The following is a 17818-nucleotide window of genomic DNA, read 5'->3' on the forward strand; positions in this document are numbered from 1 at the left end:
GACGCCCAACCCCGCCGGGCAACCGGCGGGGTTTTTTATTGAGACAATAGGGGCCTAGCCCTCTCGCGGTTGTGTTGGACCGCCTGCCCGAACCGGAAAACACCCATGTGGAGCCTCGACATCTTCTTTCTCAACTGGATATTCCTGCTCGCACTCATTCCCGTCAGCTTTGTGTGGCTGCGGCGTGCCTGGAAGATCTTCTTCAAGCGGGACTTCTCTGAAGTCGCGCTCAAGCGCGGTGTTCCACCGGCCAATGCAGAGAAATACGCTCCCTACGAGTTCATCATCAACTTTCTCGCTGGCATTGTGCTGGTCGGCGTGCTGGTTTCAGTGCTTGGTTTTCAGGCCATGGCGCGTGAAGACTGGATTGCCACAGCTGGCGTAACCTTGTGGATGAAGATCTTTGCCTCGCTGGCATTGCGCATGCAGGCCCATGGGTTTGGCTCTGGCAAGAAGAAGGCTGCGCAAGCGAAGGAAGCTTCCAGCCGGTGATTCCGGCCAGACACACCGTCACTGTCATCGTCAGATGAAAAGCGAAAAGCCGACGCATGCGTCGGCTTTTCTTCTGGTGCGGGTTCGCCTGTCAGCGCGAAGGCTGGATCTCCTGCAAGATGGTCGCGGAGATCTCCTCGATCGATTTGTGTGTGGTAGACAGGCACCGGATGCCTTCGCGCCGCATCATGGCTTCAGCGCTGGCGACCTCTTCACGGCAGTTCTGCAGACTGGCATAGCGGGAATTGGGCCGACGCTCATTGCGGATCTCGGACAAGCGTTCGGGTGAAATCGTCAGGCCGAACAGTTTTTTGCGGAATGGTACCAGTGCGGGGGGCAGCTTGCGCCGCTCGAAGTCCTCGGGGATCAGCGGATAGTTCGATGCCTTGAGTCCGTGCTGCATCGCCAGATACAGAGAAGTGGGGGTCTTCCCGCTGCGGCTGACGCCGACCAGAATCACATCAGAGCTTTGCAGGTCACGGTTGCTCTGGCCGTCATCATGGCTGAGTGCAAAGTCGATGGCCTCGATCCGGTCATGGTATTCGCGGCTCTTGGAGGCATCGGAGAAGCGCCCAACGCGATGATTGGACTTGATGCCCAGCTCCTCTTCGAGCGGCTTGACGAAGGTGTCAAGCATGTCAAACATCATGCCTTTGCAGTTCTTCTTGAATACCTCCAGCACCTCCGTGTTGACAACGGTCATGAAGACCAGTGGCCGCTTGCCTTCCACAGTGGCTGTGTGGTTGATCTGACGGACCGCCTGGTGGGCCTGGTCAACGCTGTTGAGGAAGGGAAGTCTGGCTTTGCGCAACGAGGTTTCGAATTGCGCCAGGATGGCGTTGCCAAAGGTTTCGGCGGTGATGCCGGTGCCGTCGGAGACGAAATAGGCGGTTCGGTTGGACATATGCAAAAGGTATCAGGGCAAAAGGGTCTGGGTATGGTCTCCGGGATTGGCCCCTGAACCCCTACAATGCAGGGGCGGCGCGCGCTCCGAGTGCCTCCCATATGGCATTATGCTTGTTTGGTCGGCGGGGCTTTGAACGGTCTCTGATGGCACTGCGCTGCCGCTGCCTGCAAATTCCTGACTCAGATTCTTGACTTGGTCATCCACATCTCTTGCCCATGCACTGCCGCCACTCCATAACAGAACAACGAAGCGTTGGCCTGGCTGCCTGGGTTGCCCGTTTTTTTAACTTGAGCGGAGTCTATCCATGTCCAACCTCTTTTCGGCCACCGACCTGGTCGTACCATTTGAGAAACTGAGAATGTCTGACGTCGAGTCAGTTGGCGGTAAAAACGCCAGCCTCGGCGAAATGATTTCCCAACTGCCGCAAGGCGTCAAAGTACCGACCGGCTTTGCCACCACGGCTTTCGCATTCCGCGATTTCCTCAAGAACGACAAGCTCGACGAGCGCATCAATGCCCGTCTGGCTGCCCTTGACACCGAAGATGTCCGCGCGCTGGCGGAGGCCGGCGCCGAGATTCGCGAGATGGTCGAGAAGCAGCCATTCCCGGCCGATCTCGAGCAGGCCATCCGCGAAGCCTTTGTGACGCTGTGCGACGGCAACGAGCAGGCTTCCTTTGCGGTGCGCAGCTCTGCGACGGCCGAAGACTTGCCGGATGCTTCGTTCGCCGGCCAGCAGGAGACGTTCCTGAACGTCGTGGGTATCGACCATGTCCTCGAGAAGATCAAGGAAGTCTTTGCCAGCCTGTACAACGACCGCGCCATCAGCTACCGGGTTCACAAAGGGTTTGCCCACCACGAAGTGGCCCTGTCCGCCGGTATCCAGCGCATGGTTCGCTCCGACAAGGGAGCCGCTGGCGTGATGTTCACCATCGACACCGAATCCGGCTTCGAGGACGTGGTCTTCATCACTTCCAGCTACGGCCTGGGCGAGACTGTCGTGCAAGGTGCCGTCAATCCGGATGAGTTCTATGTGCACAAGCCGATGCTGGAAGCGGGCAAGCGCGCACTCATTCGTCGCAACCTGGGCTCCAAGCTCATCGAGATGGTCTTCAGCTCCGATGAAGAAAAGGCCGCGACGGGTCAACTGGTCAAGACGGTGGATGTGCCGACCGAGATGCGCAACCGCTATTCGCTGACCGACGAAGAAGTCGAGCAGCTGGCCCGCTATGCCATGGTGATCGAGAAGCACTACGGCCGGCCCATGGACATCGAATGGGGCAAGGACGGCACCGACGGCCAGCTCTACATCCTTCAGGCACGGCCGGAGACGGTCAAGAGCCAGGCAGGTGGAAAAGAGCTGCGCTACAAGCTCAAGGGCAAGGGCGCTGTGCTGGCCGAAGGCCGCGCCATTGGACAGAAGATCGGTACCGGCCCCGTGCGCCTGGTGCACAACATCAGCGAGATGGACAAGGTCCAGGCGGGTGACGTGCTCGTGACCGACATGACCGACCCGAACTGGGAGCCGGTGATGAAGAAGGCCAGTGCCATCGTGACCAATCGCGGCGGCCGTACTTGCCACGCCGCCATCATTGCCCGCGAGCTGGGTATTCCGGCTGTGGTGGGTTGTGGAGACGCCACCAGTGCTCTCAAGGACGGCACACTGGTGACGGTGAGCTGCGCTGAGGGTGATACCGGCTACATCTATGACGGTCTTCTGGAAATGGAAGTGACCGAAGTTCAGCGCGGTGACATGCCCGAGCTCGATGTCAAGGTCATGATGAACGTGGGCAATCCCCAGCTTGCTTTCGACTTTGCCCAGATTCCCAACGGCGGTGTTGGCCTGGCTCGCCTGGAGTTCATCATCAACAACAACATTGGTGTGCACCCCAAGGCCATCCTCGACTATCCGAACATCGATGCCGACCTGAAAAAAGCCGTCGAATCCGTGGCCCGTGGCCATGCGTCTCCCCGCGCCTTCTACGTGGACAAGGTGGCAGAAGGTGTGGCGACCATTGCCGCTGCGTTCTGGCCCAAGCCCGTGATTGTTCGCCTGTCGGACTTCAAGTCCAACGAATACCGCAAGCTGGTGGGAGGCAGCCGCTATGAGCCGGACGAGGAAAACCCGATGCTGGGTTTCCGTGGCGCGGCCCGCTACATCAGCGAGGACTTTGGCGAAGCGTTTGCCATGGAATGCGAGGCGATCAAGCGCGTGCGCGAAGAAATGGGTCTGACGAATGTACAGGTGATGGTGCCCTTCGTCCGCACACTCAAGCAGGCGGAAAAAGTGGTCGACTTGCTGGGTCAGTATGGCCTCAAGCGCGGCGAGCAGGACCTCAAGCTCATCATGATGTGCGAGATCCCCAGCAATGCAGTGCTGGCCCATCAGTTCCTGCAGTACTTTGACGGCTTCTCGATCGGCTCGAACGACCTGACTCAGCTCACGTTGGGCCTGGACAGGGATTCTGGCCTGGAGCTGCTGGCTCACGACTTTGACGAGCGTGACCCGGCTGTGAAGGCTTTGCTTGAAGGCGTCATCAAGGCCTGCCGTGCGGAAAACAAGTACGTGGGCATTTGTGGCCAGGGCCCAAGCGACCACCCGGACTTTGCCGAATGGCTGCGCGAGCAGGGTATCAGCTCGATCTCGCTCAACCCGGATACGGTTCTGGATACCTGGCAGCTGCTGGCTGACAAGAGCGCTGGCAAGCGCTGATACTGACGGCACAGGCTCAGCCCCTGAACCTGAGCTCGAACCCGAGAAAGGCTGGTGCGCGCACCAGCCTTTTTTGGTTTTGGGGCTGCCACTGCCACTGGCACGCCCGCACGTAAGGCGGTGGTCAGTGCCAGGCGGAAAATCAGGGAAGCCACTGGAAGCGGCTGGCTGCGCGCCATGCGCCTGACTTGACCTGGATCAGTGCAGGCCCGGCCAGAACGTTCCAGCATACCCTTGGGGCGAGCCTTGTTGTTTCGCTCTCCCTCAACGGGCCGGAGGAGGCATGAGCAAACAGAAAAAAACAGACAAGCGCCTGTGGTGGCTGCTGGCCGCTGCCGCTGTCTTGTCCGTACTATGGCTTTTGGTGACCATTGCGTTTGTCGGTTCCACCCTGGAAGCGGGTGAACGCGAAACCGTCTGGCATCTGCTGGGCTCGAGGCTCACGCTGATTTCCCTGACGTGGGGTGCTGGCATGGCGGCCATCGGGCTGGGCCTCAAGCGTTGGTTCGACCATTGGGTCACGCCGTCCGTGCAACTGGCTGAAGATGCTCAGGTGCTGCTCAAGACAGACGTCGTTCGAGAGCTGACGCCCAAAGGCAACCTCGAGACCAAGGCGCTGGCGCAGCTGTTCAACCAGCTGGTCGACCAGCGCGAGGCGCTTCGCAGGGAAATGGACGAGCGGGTCTCGCAGTCGGCCGCCCGTATCGACAGGGAGCGCACACGCCTCGCCGCGCTGATGGCCGAACTGGCGCAAAGCGTGGTCGTCTGCAACCTGGATGGGCGCATTCTTCTGTACAACCCCAAGGCGCGAGAGCTTTTCATGGGCTTGTCCCAGGCGCCGGGCGTGGCAGGCGGGGCTGAGCTGATCGGCTTGGGGCGGTCCATCTACAGCGCGCTGGACCGGTCCCTGGTGGCACACGCACTGGAAAGTGTGCAGCATCAGGTGCGAAAACGCGTCGAACGCCCTTCATCCCAGTTTGTCTCTGCGACCGAGTCTGGCAAATTGCTGCGTGTCCAGATGGCGCCAGTGCGTGAAGCACAAGCGACCAGCGCCGAGGGGGAGGCCCATGACCCGGAAGGTGCAGACATCGCTGCGCTGATGTCCGGTTTTGTGCTGATGGTCGATGACATCACGGACGAATTCGAGGCCGAGGCCGCGCGTGACCAGCTCATGCACACCCTCACTTCGGGTAGCCGGTCGGCGCTGGCCAACATGCAGGCCATCGTCGACATTCTGGATCGCCCTGACCTGGAGCCCGCACAGCGCCAGACCTACCGCAACCAGATTCGCGAGGAAGCCCGGACGCTGAGCCAGCGGATCAATGCGCTGGAACAGCGAGCCAATGACAAGCTCCAGTCTCGCTGGGGAATGGAAGATATCCGCGGTCTTGATTTGCTTGAGGTCGCTGTCAAGCGAATGCAGGCACTGGGCGGGTTGCGCATCAGCGTCGCTGATTCCGATGAGACCGTCTGGCTCAAGGTGGACAGCTTCTCGGTCATCCAGGTGCTGACTTACCTGGCCTCCAGGCTGGCCGAAGAGTTCGATGTCAGGTACGTGCATCTGCGACTGTCTGCGAGCGACGCCTCGGCTGGCAAGGCACAGCTCGATCTGGTCTGGACCGGCCAGGTCATGAACACCGAGACGGTGATGAACTGGGAAATGGATCCCATGCAGTTTGGGGGGCAGGGCAGCCACCAGACAGTAAGAGACGTGATCGAGCGCCATCGTGGCAGCTTTGGCTTTGAGCGTGAGCGCATCCGTCATGAAGCGTTCTTCCGGCTGGTGCTGCCCATGGCCACCAAGCGCGAACGCGTGGCGGCGGAGTCACTGGGGTACACGGAGAGCCGGCCGGAGTACTATGACTTTGATCTGTTCCAGGTCACGGCCCAAAGCCGGCGTCTCGAAGACCAGGCGCTTGATGAGCTGGTCTACACCGTGTTCGACACAGAGACCACTGGCCTGAATCCGTCACAAGGTGACGAGATCATTCAGATCGGGGCGGCCCGCATCGTCAATGGAAAGTTGTTGCGCCACGAGTGCTTTGAGCAACTGGTCGACCCCAGACGCAGCATTCCGGCAGCATCCATTCCGATCCACGGCATTCAACCCGAAATGGTCCAAGGGCAACCCACCATTGACCGTGTGCTGCCTGCCTTCCACCAGTTTGCCCAAGACACAGTGCTGGTGGCACACAACGCGGCTTTCGACATGCGCTTTCTTCAGCTCAAGGAGAAAGCCACCGGCGTGCGCTTCGACCAGCCCGTGATCGACACGCTGCTGCTGTCCGCACTGGTCCACCCCAATCAGGATTCGCACCGGCTCGAAGCCATTGCAGAGCGGTTCAACATCCCGGTGGTCGGTCGACACACGGCGATGGGCGACGCCATGGTCACGGCCGAGGTATTGATCAGGCTTATTCCGCTCCTCGCAGAGAAAGGGATTCTCACCCTCGGACAGGCCATGGAGGCTGCCCAGAAGACTTATTACGCCCGTCTCAAGTACTGACCGTCTGGCGGCCAATCGGCCAGGCGAGCAGGCTCGGAAACAAGCGTCAGAAGCGGCCGGCCTGATACCGTTGCCCGAGGACGTTCTGCAGTGACTGTACGACGTGGAAAGCGTCTTTGAGCTGTGAGCGCTCAAAGTTGGATACCTCATCCGGATTGAGGTAATTGTCCGGCTTGTCACCCGATGCGATCTGGCGAGCCTGGTGCTGAATTCGCGTGTAGGCCAGAAATTCCAGGGCATCGCGCAAATCACGGGAGCGTTCCTCCGTGATAGCACCTCCGGCCGCAGCACTGGTCAGGCGGTCCGTGGTGTTCACGGCCTCGTGGCCTCCGGCCAGTGCATAGACCCGGGCCAGGTCCACCACCGGCACGACGCCGGTGTGCTTGAGGTCGATCGTCCCTTTGTGTTCGCCGCTGCGAATGGTGGAAATGCCTTTGAACATGCCCAGCGGCGGCTGGTGCTGCATGGCGTTGCCAACCATGTAAGCCAGAAAGATACTGTTGCCTTTGGTCTGGTCAAGCACTTCACGACGGAGGCCGTCGAGCAGTGCCGCGTCGCCATGGATGGCGCGCAAATCGAAGAAGACACAGGTCAGCATGAGGGACTTGGGGTCTGGGGAGCCGGTCCAGCGGCTGAAGTATTCCGCCCATTTCCGGCGTGGTTGCCGCCAGGTGTCCGTCATGGCCATCATGTCGCCAGGGCAGTAGACATAGCCACAGGCATCAAGCCCGTCACAGACAAACTGGGACAAAGCCTTGAAATACTCGCCGTGCCGGGCTTCGTCGTAGCTGTCGTCCAGCACCATGCAGTTGTCCTGGTCAGACTTGGCTGTCTGTTCGCTGCGTGCCTGGGAACCTGCTGCCACCCAGACATACGGGATGGGCGCCTTGCCCAGCTTCTCTTCTCCCAGTTGCAGCAACCGGACAGTGATGGCATCCGTCATGGCGGTCACGATATGACCCGTGCTGTAGGCCGATGCCTCAGCGCTGGCCAGCGACTGTTGTAGTCGCCCGATTTTTGCCGCAGCCGTTTGCAGGCCTTCAACCGACGTCTTCTTGTAGATCTCGCTGGCCAGGTGAACCGCGGAAGTGCTCTGGCGCTCAGTCAGGTCGGTGGCGGTGATCATGCCTGCCACACGTTCCCCGTCGAGCACGGGCACGTGGTGGATGTTGTGGCGCGCCATCAGCAGCAAGGCGTCGAATGCCGGCTTGGCCATGTCGATGGTCATTGGGGCCTGCGTGGCAATCGCCGAGACCGGCTGCTGGATGTCCAAGCCTGCAGCGACGACCCGGTTTCGCAGGTCACGGTCCGTCATCACGCCCCAGAGCTTCTCGTCCTGGGTGATCAGCACAGACGACACTCGTTGCTCGCTCATGAGCCTGGCCGCTTCGACAATAGGTGTCTCGGGCGGCAAAGTGATGGGTGCGCGTTTGACCAGTGCACGCACAGGCGATGTCATCAGGTTGAGTTCGGCTGTGTCTCCACCACCGCCCGCAGCTGAAGGTGCTCCGGTCGCCAGGCCAACCGTCGATTTGTCACGTGCGGCTGCCGGTACGCCGTTGTGTGCTGGCGGCAGGAAATAACGCATGGCCGCAGAGGCGTCGCGCAGTTCGTTCGCAAATGCGGCGGGAACGGTGGCCGTCTGGGCTTGCGCGCGCGCCACAGCGCTGGTGGCGCCTACACCGAGGCCCAGGCGCAGGCCAAAACAGTCTCCTGGCCGCAGCGACACCACTGTATCGCCGTCCTTGTCCAGCAGGTCGACCTCTCCCTCGAGGAGCCAGCGAAGGTACTCCCGCAACTCGTCACCGCGCGCGATCTCGCTGCCAGCGGGGTGCACATGGCATTCCATGCGATCCGTGAGTGCAGTTTGCTGTTCTGGGAGGAGGGCACCGAACACGCGGTGCTGCTTCGCTCGAGCCAATAGGCCGGACTTGTTCATCGGGCTGGTCACTGCTGCATTACTCCCAGGCAAAAGGTCGTCGGATTACCGGCGGATGGTTTGGGCTACATGCTACATGGACAACGCTCAATGGTGGCCCGTGTGAGCACGCATTGTTGACATGCATCAGCCCGTTGCGATGTCACTCGAGAGTGCGTGTAAGTTATGAGTAAGAGTGGATTGACGGCCATCATGGTTACACTCGGTTTCGGCCCTCACGCAACCGTCCGGTGCCAGCGCCGAAGTCCCAGGCCCACCTCAGACATTCATGACCCAGCAGCATTTGTCCCAAAGACGCCGACACTGGAAGGCACTGCGACGCGTGACGGTCTGGCTGCTGCTCGTCTGGTTTCTGGTGTCATTTGCTGTCAGCTTTTTTGCGCGAGATCTCAGCTTCTCCTTTTTCGGCTGGCCCTTCAGTTTCTGGATGGGCGCGCAAGGAGCTCCGCTGATCTACGGGCTGATCACTGCGTTCTACGCCTGGTATGTGCACCGCCTCGATGTCCGGTACGGTGCTGTCGACGAGTCTGGTGAGGGGCGCGATGAGTGAATCCGGCTCATTCCGGCAGCAGCTGAACAAGGTGTACAGCTGGTACACGGGCGGTTTTTTTCTGTTTCTTGCCGGACTGGCCATGCTGGAGGCCATGGGTGTGCCTCGGGACACCATCGGCTTCATTTTTCTGCTGGCCACCGTCGGGCTTTACGCCGGCATAGGCATCATGAGCCGGACGACAGATCCGGTGGAGTACTACGTGGCGGGGCGCAGGGTGCCGGCCTTCTACAACGGCATGGCCATCGGTGCCGACTGGATGTCGGCGGCGTCCTTCATCGGCCTGGCAGGCACCCTGTACCTGTCCGGATACAGCGGTCTGGCATTCATCATGGGCTGGACGGGTGGCTATTGCCTGGTGGCCTTGCTGCTGGCGCCCTATCTGCGCAAGTTCGGGCAGTTCACCATTCCTGACTTCCTGGCTGAACGGTTCGGAGGACAGTTGCCAAGACTGCTGGGGGTGGGGGCGGCGCTCATCTGTTCGTTCACCTATGTGGTGGCGCAGATCTATGGTGTTGGCCTCATCACTTCGCGCCTGACCGGAGTGGCATTCGAGCTCGGAATTTTTCTGGGGCTGGGGGGTATCCTGGTTTGCTCCTTCCTCGGTGGCATGCGAGCGGTGACATGGACCCAGGTGGCCCAGTACATCATCCTCATCGTGGCCTATCTGATTCCGGTGGTGTGGCTGTCGGTGAAGCAGACCGGTGTGCCGGTACCGCAGGCGATCTATGGTTACCAGCTGGAGCAGGTCACTGAAAAGGAAAAGGAGCTTATCGACGATCCGGTCGAGAAGCAGGTGAGGGCGCTTTTCGCCGCCCAGGCAAGCGATCTCGAGCGCAAGCTGGAAGATCCTGCGGCAGCGTTGCGTGCCGACAAGGCCGCTGCAGAGGCCCGCATTGGGTGGATGCAGTCCAACGGTGCGGAACTCTCGGCCATTGCACAGGCCGAGCAGGAGCTGGCTGCGCTGCCCAGGGATGAGGTGTCTGCACGAGAAAAGTGGCAAAAAGCGCTGGAGGCAGCCAGAAGCAAAGCCGAACCTCTCAATGGCATGCCCGCGCATGCACAACAGTTTGCTGGCGATCCGCGTGGCAGCCCCCAGCAGCAGGCGCTCTTCAGTGATTCTCGCGCCAATTTCCTGGCGCTGATGTTCTGCCTGATGGTGGGCACAGCGGCCTTGCCGCATGTGCTCATGCGTTACTACACCGTCCCGGGCGTCAAGGAGGCGCGGCAATCAGTGACCTGGGCGCTGTTTTTCATTTTTCTTCTGTATTTCACCGCGCCGGCGCTGGCCGTCCTGGTCAAGTACGAGATCTTCCATGGCCTGATCGGTACATCTTTTGACGAGCTGCCCCAATGGGTGAGCGCGTGGAACAAGGTGGACCCAGGTTTGCTGTCCGTCACGGATGTGAACGGTGACAACAAGCTGCAGCTCAATGAGCTGACCATTGGGGGCGACATCATCGTACTGGCGACGGCTGAAATTGCCGGGCTGCCCTATGTCATCTCCGCTCTGGTGGCAGCAGGGGGGCTGGCTGCCGCGCTGTCGACCGCTGACGGTTTGCTTCTGACCATTGCCAGTTCGCTTTCGCACGATCTGTATTACAAGCTGTTTGACCCCAAGGCTTCGACGGCGCGGCGTGTCACCATCTCCAAAGTCATCCTGCTGGTGGTGGCCTTGCTCGCAGCCTATGTGGCAGCCCAGAAGCCGGCGGACATCCTGTTTCTCGTCTCTGCCGCTTTCTCGTTTGCTGCCTCGGCCTTTTTCCCGGCGCTGGTGCTGGGAATCTTCTGGAAGCGGGCGACTGGCATCGCCGCTGCGATGGGCATGCTCAGCGGGTTGGCCGTGACCTTCTACTACATGGCCACCACGCAGCCCTGGTTGCGCAGCGTCTTTGGCGTGAGCAAGCCTATCGAGCTGTGGTGGGGCATACAGCCCATTTCGGCCGGCGTCTTTGGCGTCCCGGTCGGGTTTGCCGTGATCATTCTGATCAGCCTTTTCACCCCTGCACCCGAAACCAGCGTGCAGCGCATGGTGGACCGGCTGCGGTATCCCCGAGACCGCTGGCCGGAAGAGGCGCCGCCCTCACCACATGGGGCTGACGGCCGGGATACCCTGATCTGAGCACTTCAGGCCGGGGTCTGAGTGTCGCCCTGGCCCGCGCCGGTGCCAGCTTGCGTGCCAGCGCGAAAAACCGCTATAATCATGGGTTCTTTCCTTGCTGCACCTCACTTCGACGCTGGGGGCAGCTTCACAACCGCAAGGAGTGTTTATGCGTCACTACGAAATCGTCTTGCTGATCCACCCGGATCAAAGCGAGCAGGTTCCGGCCATGCTGGAGCGCTACAAAGGTGTGATCACCGCCGCTGAAGGCAAGATCCACCGCGAAGAAGACTGGGGCCGTCGTCAGCTGGCTTATCAGATCAACAAGCTGAGCAAGGCTCACTACCTGTGCCTGAATGTTGAGGCCACCAAGGAGTCCATCGCCGAGCTGGAGCACGCCTTCCGCTTCAACGATGCCGTCCTGCGTCACATCACCATCCAGAAGAAGAAGGCCGAGACCGAGCCATCTCTGATGATGAAGGCCGTGGAGCGCGAGGAAGCTCGTAAAGCTCAACAGCAGGAGCAGGCAGCCGCCTGATCCACCAGGCGCCACATTCCCGAGGTGTGAACAAGGTCAGTCTGACCGCCAGCGTTGTCCAGCTGCAGTCTCTGCGCTACACGCCGGCAGGTGTCCCAGCCATCAATCTGGTACTGGAGCACGAGTCGGAACTGATCGAACTCGACACACCCCGCATCGTGAAAGTCCAGCTGAAGGCCATCGCCTTTGGCGCATTGGCCGAGACCATGTCCCGGCAGCCGCTGGAGAGCAGCGGGGTCTTCCACGGGTTCCTGGCCAATGCCAGAAACGGAAAAGGCGTGACCCTCCATATTCAGGAATTCAGCAAGTTACAAGGAGAAGCCCAAAATGGCTGCACCTAAGCGATTCAACAAGGACAAGCGTCCAAAGCGTAAGAGCCAATCCCTGCTCTTCAAGCGCAAGCGTTTCTGCCGTTTCACCGTGGCAGGTGTGGAAGAGGTGGACTACAAAGACCTCGACACGCTGCGTGATTTCATTGCCGAGAACGGCAAGATCATCCCGGCTCGCCTGACCGGTACCCGCGCCATCTATCAGCGCCAGGTATCCACCGCCATCAAGCGCGCCCGTTTCCTGGCCCTGCTGCCGTACACCGACCAGCACCGCGTCTGATAGGGGAACACCATGCAAATCATTCTTCTTGAAAAAGTTCTGAACCTGGGTGGTCTGGGTGATGTGGTCAAGGTCAAGGACGGCTACGCCCGCAACTTCCTGATCCCTACCGGTCGTGCCCGCCGAGCCACCAAAGAAGCGATTGCCGAGTTTGAAACTCGTCGCGCCGAACTGGAGAAGGCTGCAGCCGAGAAGCTGGCCGAAGCCCAGGCTGTCGCCGAGAAGCTGACCGCAGCTGCCATCAAGATGACCCAGAAAGCTGGCGTCGATGGCCGTCTGTTCGGTTCCGTCACCAACCACGATGTGGCCGACGAGCTCAACAAGCAAGGCTTCAAAGTGAGCAAGGCTCAGGTTCGCATGCCCAATGGTCCTCTGAAGACCACCGGCGAGTACACCGTCAATGTGCACCTGCACACCGACGTGGACGTCGAACTGCCTGTCGTGATCGAAGGCGAAGCCGCCTGATCACTGCCCGTCGCGTTCAGGCTTCGCCCCAGGCGACGCCTGGCGGACAAAAAGGCACCTCAAAGCCGCTGCCTCCTGGAGGTCAGCGGCTTTTTCTTTTCGCTGGCGTCCGCAGTGCCCCCGCGCAGGATTTGCACAGCTTGTGCACCGCAAAGCCAGCTTTGTCCCCTGCCAATGCACAACTTGTCCACCACTTGATCACAGATGCTTGGCAAGGGGAAGTCTGTGCACGAGCCAGACTTTGTCAGATATTCGCCAGTACACCGCTTGCTCACCGGTCGTCAACCGGCTGTACACCACTTATCCACAGACTTGTGCCATGACATCGTGTCGTGCCCGGGCTAATATTCCGGTTTGGCTGATGGGAGCTGGTGATGGGCGGGCGCCATGCTCGCAGCCAACGCCTTGCCCCCAAGCTCTTTGGCCCTGGCTACACCTTCTTAGCGATCCCAGAACGTGAACAGCGACATTTCCTCTTTCGACCCGTCCCTGGACGACCCATCTTTTGGCATCGGCATGGACGATCCGGTCGCTCAGTTGCGCGTGCCACCGCATTCCATCGAGGCTGAGTCCAGCGTGCTGGGTGGGCTTCTGCTCGATAACGGTGCCTGGGACCGCGTGGCCGATCTGGTCAGCGACTCCGATTTCTACCGCTATGAGCACCGTCTGATCTTCTCGGCCATTGCCACGCTGGTCAATGCGAGCAAGCCTGCTGATGTGGTGACGGTGTTCGAACACCTGCAGGCCCTGGGCAAGTCCGAAGACGTGGGTGGGCTGGCCTACCTGAACACACTGGCCCAGTACGTGCCCAGCGCGGCAAACATCCGCCGCTACGCCGAGATCGTTCGAGAGCGGGCCATTCTGCGCAAGCTGGTAGCAGCCAGCGATGAAATCGCTACCGCAGCCTTCAACACCAAAGGCCGCCAGGTCGCCAAGATCCTCGACGAGGCCGAGCAAAAAATCTTCAAGATCGGGGAAGAAGGCACCCGTATGAAGCAGGGTTTCCAGTCCATGGACTCTCTGGTGGTGGATCTGCTCGACCGTGTCCAGGAGATGGCCGACAACCCGAACGACGTCACTGGCGTGCCCACCGGGTTCATCGACCTCGATCGCATGACCTCCGGCCTCCAGGCCGGTGATCTGGTGGTGCTCGCGGCTCGCCCTTCCATGGGAAAGACGGCGTTCGCCATCAACATCGCCGAACACGTCGCGCTCAACGAAGGCCTTCCTGTGGCGGTGTTCTCCATGGAAATGGGTGCCGCTCAGTTGGCGGTGCGTATTGTGGGTTCCATTGGCCGCGTCAACCAGGGCCACCTGCGAACAGGCAAGCTGACCGATGATGAATGGCCGCGCCTGACCGAGGCCATTGAACGGCTGCGTACCGTTTCATTGCACATCGACGAGACGCCTGGCCTCACCCCTAGCGAGCTGCGCGCCAATGCCCGTCGTCTTTCCCGTCAATGCGGCAAGCTTGGCCTGATCGTGGTCGACTACCTGCAACTCATGAGCGGCTCCAGCTCGGAGAGCAGCAACGACAACCGCGCCACCGAGCTGGGCGAGATTTCCCGAGGCCTGAAAATGCTGGCCAAGGAGCTGCAGTGCCCGGTGATTGCCCTGTCGCAGCTGAACCGAAGCGTGGAGCAGCGGACCGACAAACGCCCCATGATGAGCGACTTGCGCGAATCCGGCGCCATCGAGCAGGATGCGGACATCATCATGTTCATCTACCGGGATGAGTACTACACCAAGGACGCCTGCAAGGAACCAGGTGTGGCCGAGATCATCATTGGCAAGCAGCGTAACGGCCCTACGGGTACGGTGAAGCTGGCATTCCTGAACATGCTGACTCGATTCGAAACGCTGGCGGGTCACGACGACTTCTGATCATCAGCATCATCGGCCACGTCCGGTGGACGAGCAGCCTGTCGGAAATCTACAAGACGGCCCCGCACTGTGAATCTACAGTGGGGGCCGTTTCTGATTTCCAACCCTCGAAAAGCAGGTCACCGTTTCCATGCAGCTCGGATACACCATTCTCTATGTCCCAGACGTTCCACGCGCCGTCGCCTTCTATGAGGCAGCTTTCGGACTCGAACTGGCGTTCATGCACCCGTCATGTGATTTCGCCACCTTGAAGACCGGAGACACAGCACTTTCGTTTTGTTCCAGGCAGCTTTTGCAGGCGCAAGGAAAGCTGCCTTCAGCGCCAGACGCCGACAGGCCTTGCTTCGAAATCGCCTTGACAACACACGATGTGGCGGGCGCACTTGATCGCGCCGTCAGGGCTGGCGCAACGCTCAAACAATCACCCGAGCTGATGTCTTGGGGACAGACCGTTGCATTTGTGGCTGACCCGGATGGGTTCTGGGTGGAACTGTGTACCCCCGTAGAGCCATCCGACTCTGCCTGATTGACCACCCAAACGCACTGACCGTCAGGCAAATGCCTGGGCCAGCAGAACGTCGCCTCGGGCCTGAGCGTCGCGCGCGGCTTGTGGCGTCATGCCGCACCATCGACGACATTCCTTGGTCATGTGTGCCTGGTCTGAGTAGCCAGCCATCAGTGCAATTTCTGCCAACTCGATCGGTTGATTGAGCCATCGCATCGCCTTGCGCCACCTGGCCAATCGTCGCCAGAAAACAGGTGGCTTTCCGGTGTGGCGCTGAAAGAGGCGCTGGAGTTTGCGCTCGCCAATGGTTGGCCAATGATCGGAGGAGAGGGTTGGCAAGCCTTCTTGAATGGATGCCAGTGCCTCGTCCAGTGCGGCAAGGCGCGCGGTGTGCGCCACCAAATCGGAAGCGACGCCTGAGATGTCCAGGATGTCGCGCTTCTGTACGGCCAGCAGCAAAGCCTGATCGTCAATCAGTGTGCCGGGCCGCAGCCTGTAGCCAATGAAACGTTGGCCGGCTTCAACAGATTTGACCATCACACTGTCTTGCAGGGCAGAGATAAACCAGGTGGGCTGCCCTGATGGTGCGACTGTTCCGATCAAATCGCGACAGCCATCCGGAAGCACCAGCGCAGACTGGCGTTCCTCGCTGGCGTACTCCCAACGCTCCACGACGTTGCCGTAGCTGCCGTTCCAGGCGTTGTCGGCCATGCCAGATGCACTGTGCGATTGATCCGCAGCGTCAGAGCACTTCGCTGGCGAAGTCGGCCAGGCGAGAGCGCTCACCACGGGCCAGGGTGATGTGGCCACCATGCGGCCAGCCCTTGAACCGGTCCACAGCAAAGGTCAGGCCCGAGGAGCCCTCGGTCAGGTACGGGGTATCGATCTGGGCCAGGTTGCCCATACAGATGATCTTGGTGCCGGGGCCGGCGCGGGTGATCAGGGTCTTCATCTGCTTGGGCGTCAGGTTCTGGGCCTCGTCAATGATGACGTACTTGTTCATGAACGTGCGGCCGCGCATGAAGTTCAGACTCTTGACCTTGATACGGCTTCGGATCAGTTCATTGGTGGCGGCGCGCCCCCATTCGCCAGCGCCGTTGACGTCGCCTTTGGCCAGAAATTCCAGGTTGTCGTCCAGTGCGCCCATCCACGGGCCCATCTTTTCTTCTTCGGTGCCGGGCAGGAATCCGATGTCTTCGCCAACACTCACGGTGGCGCGGGTCATGATGATCTCGGTGTAGCGGCGTTCGTCCAGGACCTGGGTCAGGCCGGCGGCCAGCGCCATGAGCGTTTTACCCGTCCCTGCCGTGCCCGTGAGGGTGACAAAGTCCACCTCGGGGTCCATCAGCAGGTTGAGGGCGAAGTTCTGCTCCCGGTTGCGGCTGGCCACGCCCCAGACGGCGTTCTTGAGGTGCGTGTAGTCCTTGAGCGTCTTGAGCACCGCCGTTTCGTCACGGATCTCTGTAACGCGGGCATAAAGCGACGGCTCGTCCGGTGCCTCAAAGTAGACGAACTGGTTGATGTGGAACTGGTTCACCGCGGGGCCACTGACCCGGTAGAAGGTGTGGCTGCCACTCTGCCAGCTCTCAATGGTCTTGCTCTGACGTGTCCAGAAATCCTGGGGCAGGGCAAGAGCACCCGAGTACAGCAGCTCGCCGTCGTCCAGCGTCTTGTCGTTCTCGTAGTCTTCGGCCAGCAAGCCCAGGGCGCGCGCCTTGACGCGCATGTTGATGTCTTTGGAGACCAGAATGACTTCCCGGCCCGGGTGCTTGCCACGTAGCGAGTGGACCACTCCCAGGATCTGGTTGTCTGCCTTCCCCTGGGGCAGGCTTTCCGGCAGATCGTCGCCCAGTGGCTCGGTCTGGAAAAACAGCATGCCGCGGGCAGACATGTGGCCGGTGGCCGAGAGCTTGATGCCCTTGACCATGTCGGCGCCTTGCTGGGCCACCAGGGCGTCCAGGTTGCGGCTGGTCTGCCGGCCATTGCGGGCGACTTCGGTCATGCCCTTTTTGTGGCCATCGAGCTCCTCAAGCACGATCATCGGCAGGTAGATGTCGTGCTCCTCGAAACGGAACAGACTCGTGGGGTCGTGAAGCAGCACGTTGGTGTCGAGCACGAACAGGCGCCGCTTGCCATCAGCCGTGGCGCGAACGCGGCGGCGATTCATGGCTGCCTGCGCCGGCGCCGTCGTTGACACCGCATCGGCTGCGGGTGCCTTTGCTTGTGCCGGAGCTTTGGCCGGCGCTGCCTTGGCAGCAGTTTGGCGGGCCGACTTCTTGGCCGGGGCTTTTCTGGCTGCGGTCTTGCGTGCTGCAGGTGCTTTGGCGGGAGCAGCCGGTGCCGTCACGGGAGCGACCGCTGGCGCCTGATTGGCTTCGTCATCCGGCAGGTGGATCAATGGGGCATTGTCGTCATCGTCTTCGATAACGCTGATCTTGGCTTTGCTGTTGAATGCTTTGGGAGAAACGAGGCTGGCGCGCTTGGTAGGTGCTGGAGGCAGAGGCATGGGCAGTTTCAGTGAGGTCAGGCAGCCAAGAAAGCAAAAAGCCGCCTGGCAAAGCAAGCGGCTTTTCGGACTGTCGAAATGACAGGGGAGTAAGAGTTAGCAGGAC

Annotated in this window: 15 protein-coding genes; 11 read left to right on the top strand and 4 right to left on the bottom strand. The window is 60.5% G+C overall.

The genetic code is table 11. The features are described from left to right. Positions 1 to 105 precede the first annotated feature (105 nt). Entirely contained in the window at positions 106 to 492 is a 387-nt protein-coding gene (locus ABWV89_RS18540) for a hypothetical protein (RefSeq protein WP_353400447.1), read from the top strand. 91 nt (positions 493 to 583) lie between these two features. On the opposite strand, the gene ppsR is transcribed toward ABWV89_RS18540, so the two are convergent. After that, on the bottom strand, positions 584 to 1396 hold the full coding sequence (ppsR, locus tag ABWV89_RS18545; protein ID WP_353400450.1) for a posphoenolpyruvate synthetase regulatory kinase/phosphorylase PpsR: 813 nt from the start codon (positions 1394 to 1396) through the stop codon (positions 584 to 586). Positions 1397 to 1703: 307 nt separating this feature from the next. Between ppsR and ppsA the strand changes: the two genes are divergently transcribed. Together ppsA and ABWV89_RS18555 are read left to right on the top strand one after the other, a co-directional pair. Then, positions 1704 to 4109, top strand: coding sequence for a phosphoenolpyruvate synthase (gene ppsA, locus ABWV89_RS18550; protein WP_353400452.1), 2406 nt, complete (start codon positions 1704 to 1706; stop codon positions 4107 to 4109). A 283-nt stretch (positions 4110 to 4392) separates the two neighbouring features. Further along, positions 4393 to 6615 (top strand): 3'-5' exonuclease, encoded by a 2223-nt coding sequence (locus tag ABWV89_RS18555; RefSeq protein ID WP_353400455.1) that lies wholly within the window; start codon positions 4393 to 4395, stop codon positions 6613 to 6615. Between the two features lie 46 nt (positions 6616 to 6661). Here ABWV89_RS18555 and ABWV89_RS18560 read toward each other — a convergent pair whose 3' ends face one another. Continuing rightward, positions 6662 to 8554 carry a putative nucleotidyltransferase substrate binding domain-containing protein gene (locus tag ABWV89_RS18560; RefSeq protein ID WP_353400458.1) on the bottom strand — a complete coding sequence of 631 codons (1893 nt, stop codon included), beginning with the start codon at positions 8552 to 8554 and terminating at the stop codon, positions 6662 to 6664. Positions 8555 to 8822: 268 nt separating this feature from the next. On the opposite strand from ABWV89_RS18560, the gene ABWV89_RS18565 reads away from it, so the two are divergent. The 8 genes from ABWV89_RS18565 to ABWV89_RS18600 all read left to right on the top strand — a co-directional run bounded on the left by ABWV89_RS18565 (position 8823) and on the right by ABWV89_RS18600 (position 15227). Then, on the top strand, positions 8823 to 9104 hold the full coding sequence (locus ABWV89_RS18565) for a DUF4212 domain-containing protein (RefSeq protein ID WP_353400461.1): 282 nt from the start codon (positions 8823 to 8825) through the stop codon (positions 9102 to 9104). Continuing rightward, positions 9097 to 11226 (top strand): sodium:solute symporter family protein, encoded by a 2130-nt coding sequence (locus ABWV89_RS18570; protein ID WP_353400463.1) that lies wholly within the window; start codon positions 9097 to 9099, stop codon positions 11224 to 11226. The genes ABWV89_RS18565 and ABWV89_RS18570 overlap by 8 nt, the downstream gene beginning before the upstream one ends. Before the next feature lie 148 nt (positions 11227 to 11374). Beyond that, the gene (gene rpsF / locus ABWV89_RS18575; protein ID WP_353400465.1) at positions 11375 to 11743 is read left to right on the top strand and encodes a 30S ribosomal protein S6; all 369 of its coding nucleotides are present in this window, start codon (positions 11375 to 11377) and stop codon (positions 11741 to 11743) included. Positions 11744 to 11769: 26 nt separating this feature from the next. Beyond that, positions 11770 to 12084, top strand: coding sequence for a primosomal replication protein N (gene priB, locus ABWV89_RS18580; protein WP_353400468.1), 315 nt, complete (start codon positions 11770 to 11772; stop codon positions 12082 to 12084). Beyond that, entirely contained in the window at positions 12071 to 12352 is a 282-nt protein-coding gene (gene rpsR / locus ABWV89_RS18585) for a 30S ribosomal protein S18 (RefSeq protein ID WP_353400471.1), read from the top strand. Before priB ends, rpsR begins: the two co-directional genes overlap by 14 nt. A gap of 12 nt (positions 12353 to 12364) precedes the next feature. Next, positions 12365 to 12817, top strand: coding sequence for a 50S ribosomal protein L9 (gene rplI / locus ABWV89_RS18590; protein WP_353400474.1), 453 nt, complete (start codon positions 12365 to 12367; stop codon positions 12815 to 12817). Positions 12818 to 13333: 516 nt separating this feature from the next. Beyond that, the gene (gene dnaB, locus ABWV89_RS18595) at positions 13334 to 14701 is read left to right on the top strand and encodes a replicative DNA helicase (protein WP_353400564.1); all 1368 of its coding nucleotides are present in this window, start codon (positions 13334 to 13336) and stop codon (positions 14699 to 14701) included. Between the two features lie 130 nt (positions 14702 to 14831). Beyond that, positions 14832 to 15227, top strand: coding sequence for a VOC family protein (locus ABWV89_RS18600; protein ID WP_353400477.1), 396 nt, complete (start codon positions 14832 to 14834; stop codon positions 15225 to 15227). Between the two features lie 24 nt (positions 15228 to 15251). Here ABWV89_RS18600 and ABWV89_RS18605 read toward each other — a convergent pair whose 3' ends face one another. Together ABWV89_RS18605 and ABWV89_RS18610 are read right to left on the bottom strand one after the other, a co-directional pair. After that, complete coding sequence (locus tag ABWV89_RS18605) at positions 15252 to 15917, bottom strand: AraC family transcriptional regulator (RefSeq protein ID WP_353400479.1); 666 nt, start codon at positions 15915 to 15917, stop codon at positions 15252 to 15254. Between the two features lie 31 nt (positions 15918 to 15948). Beyond that, positions 15949 to 17712 carry a PhoH family protein gene (locus ABWV89_RS18610; RefSeq protein ID WP_353400482.1) on the bottom strand — a complete coding sequence of 588 codons (1764 nt, stop codon included), beginning with the start codon at positions 17710 to 17712 and terminating at the stop codon, positions 15949 to 15951. Positions 17713 to 17818: the final 106 nt, after the last annotated feature.

Origin of the sequence: Hydrogenophaga sp. 5NK40-0174 (genome assembly GCF_040372165.1) — a bacterium.
Classification (GTDB): Bacteria; Pseudomonadota; Gammaproteobacteria; order Burkholderiales; family Burkholderiaceae_C; genus Hydrogenophaga.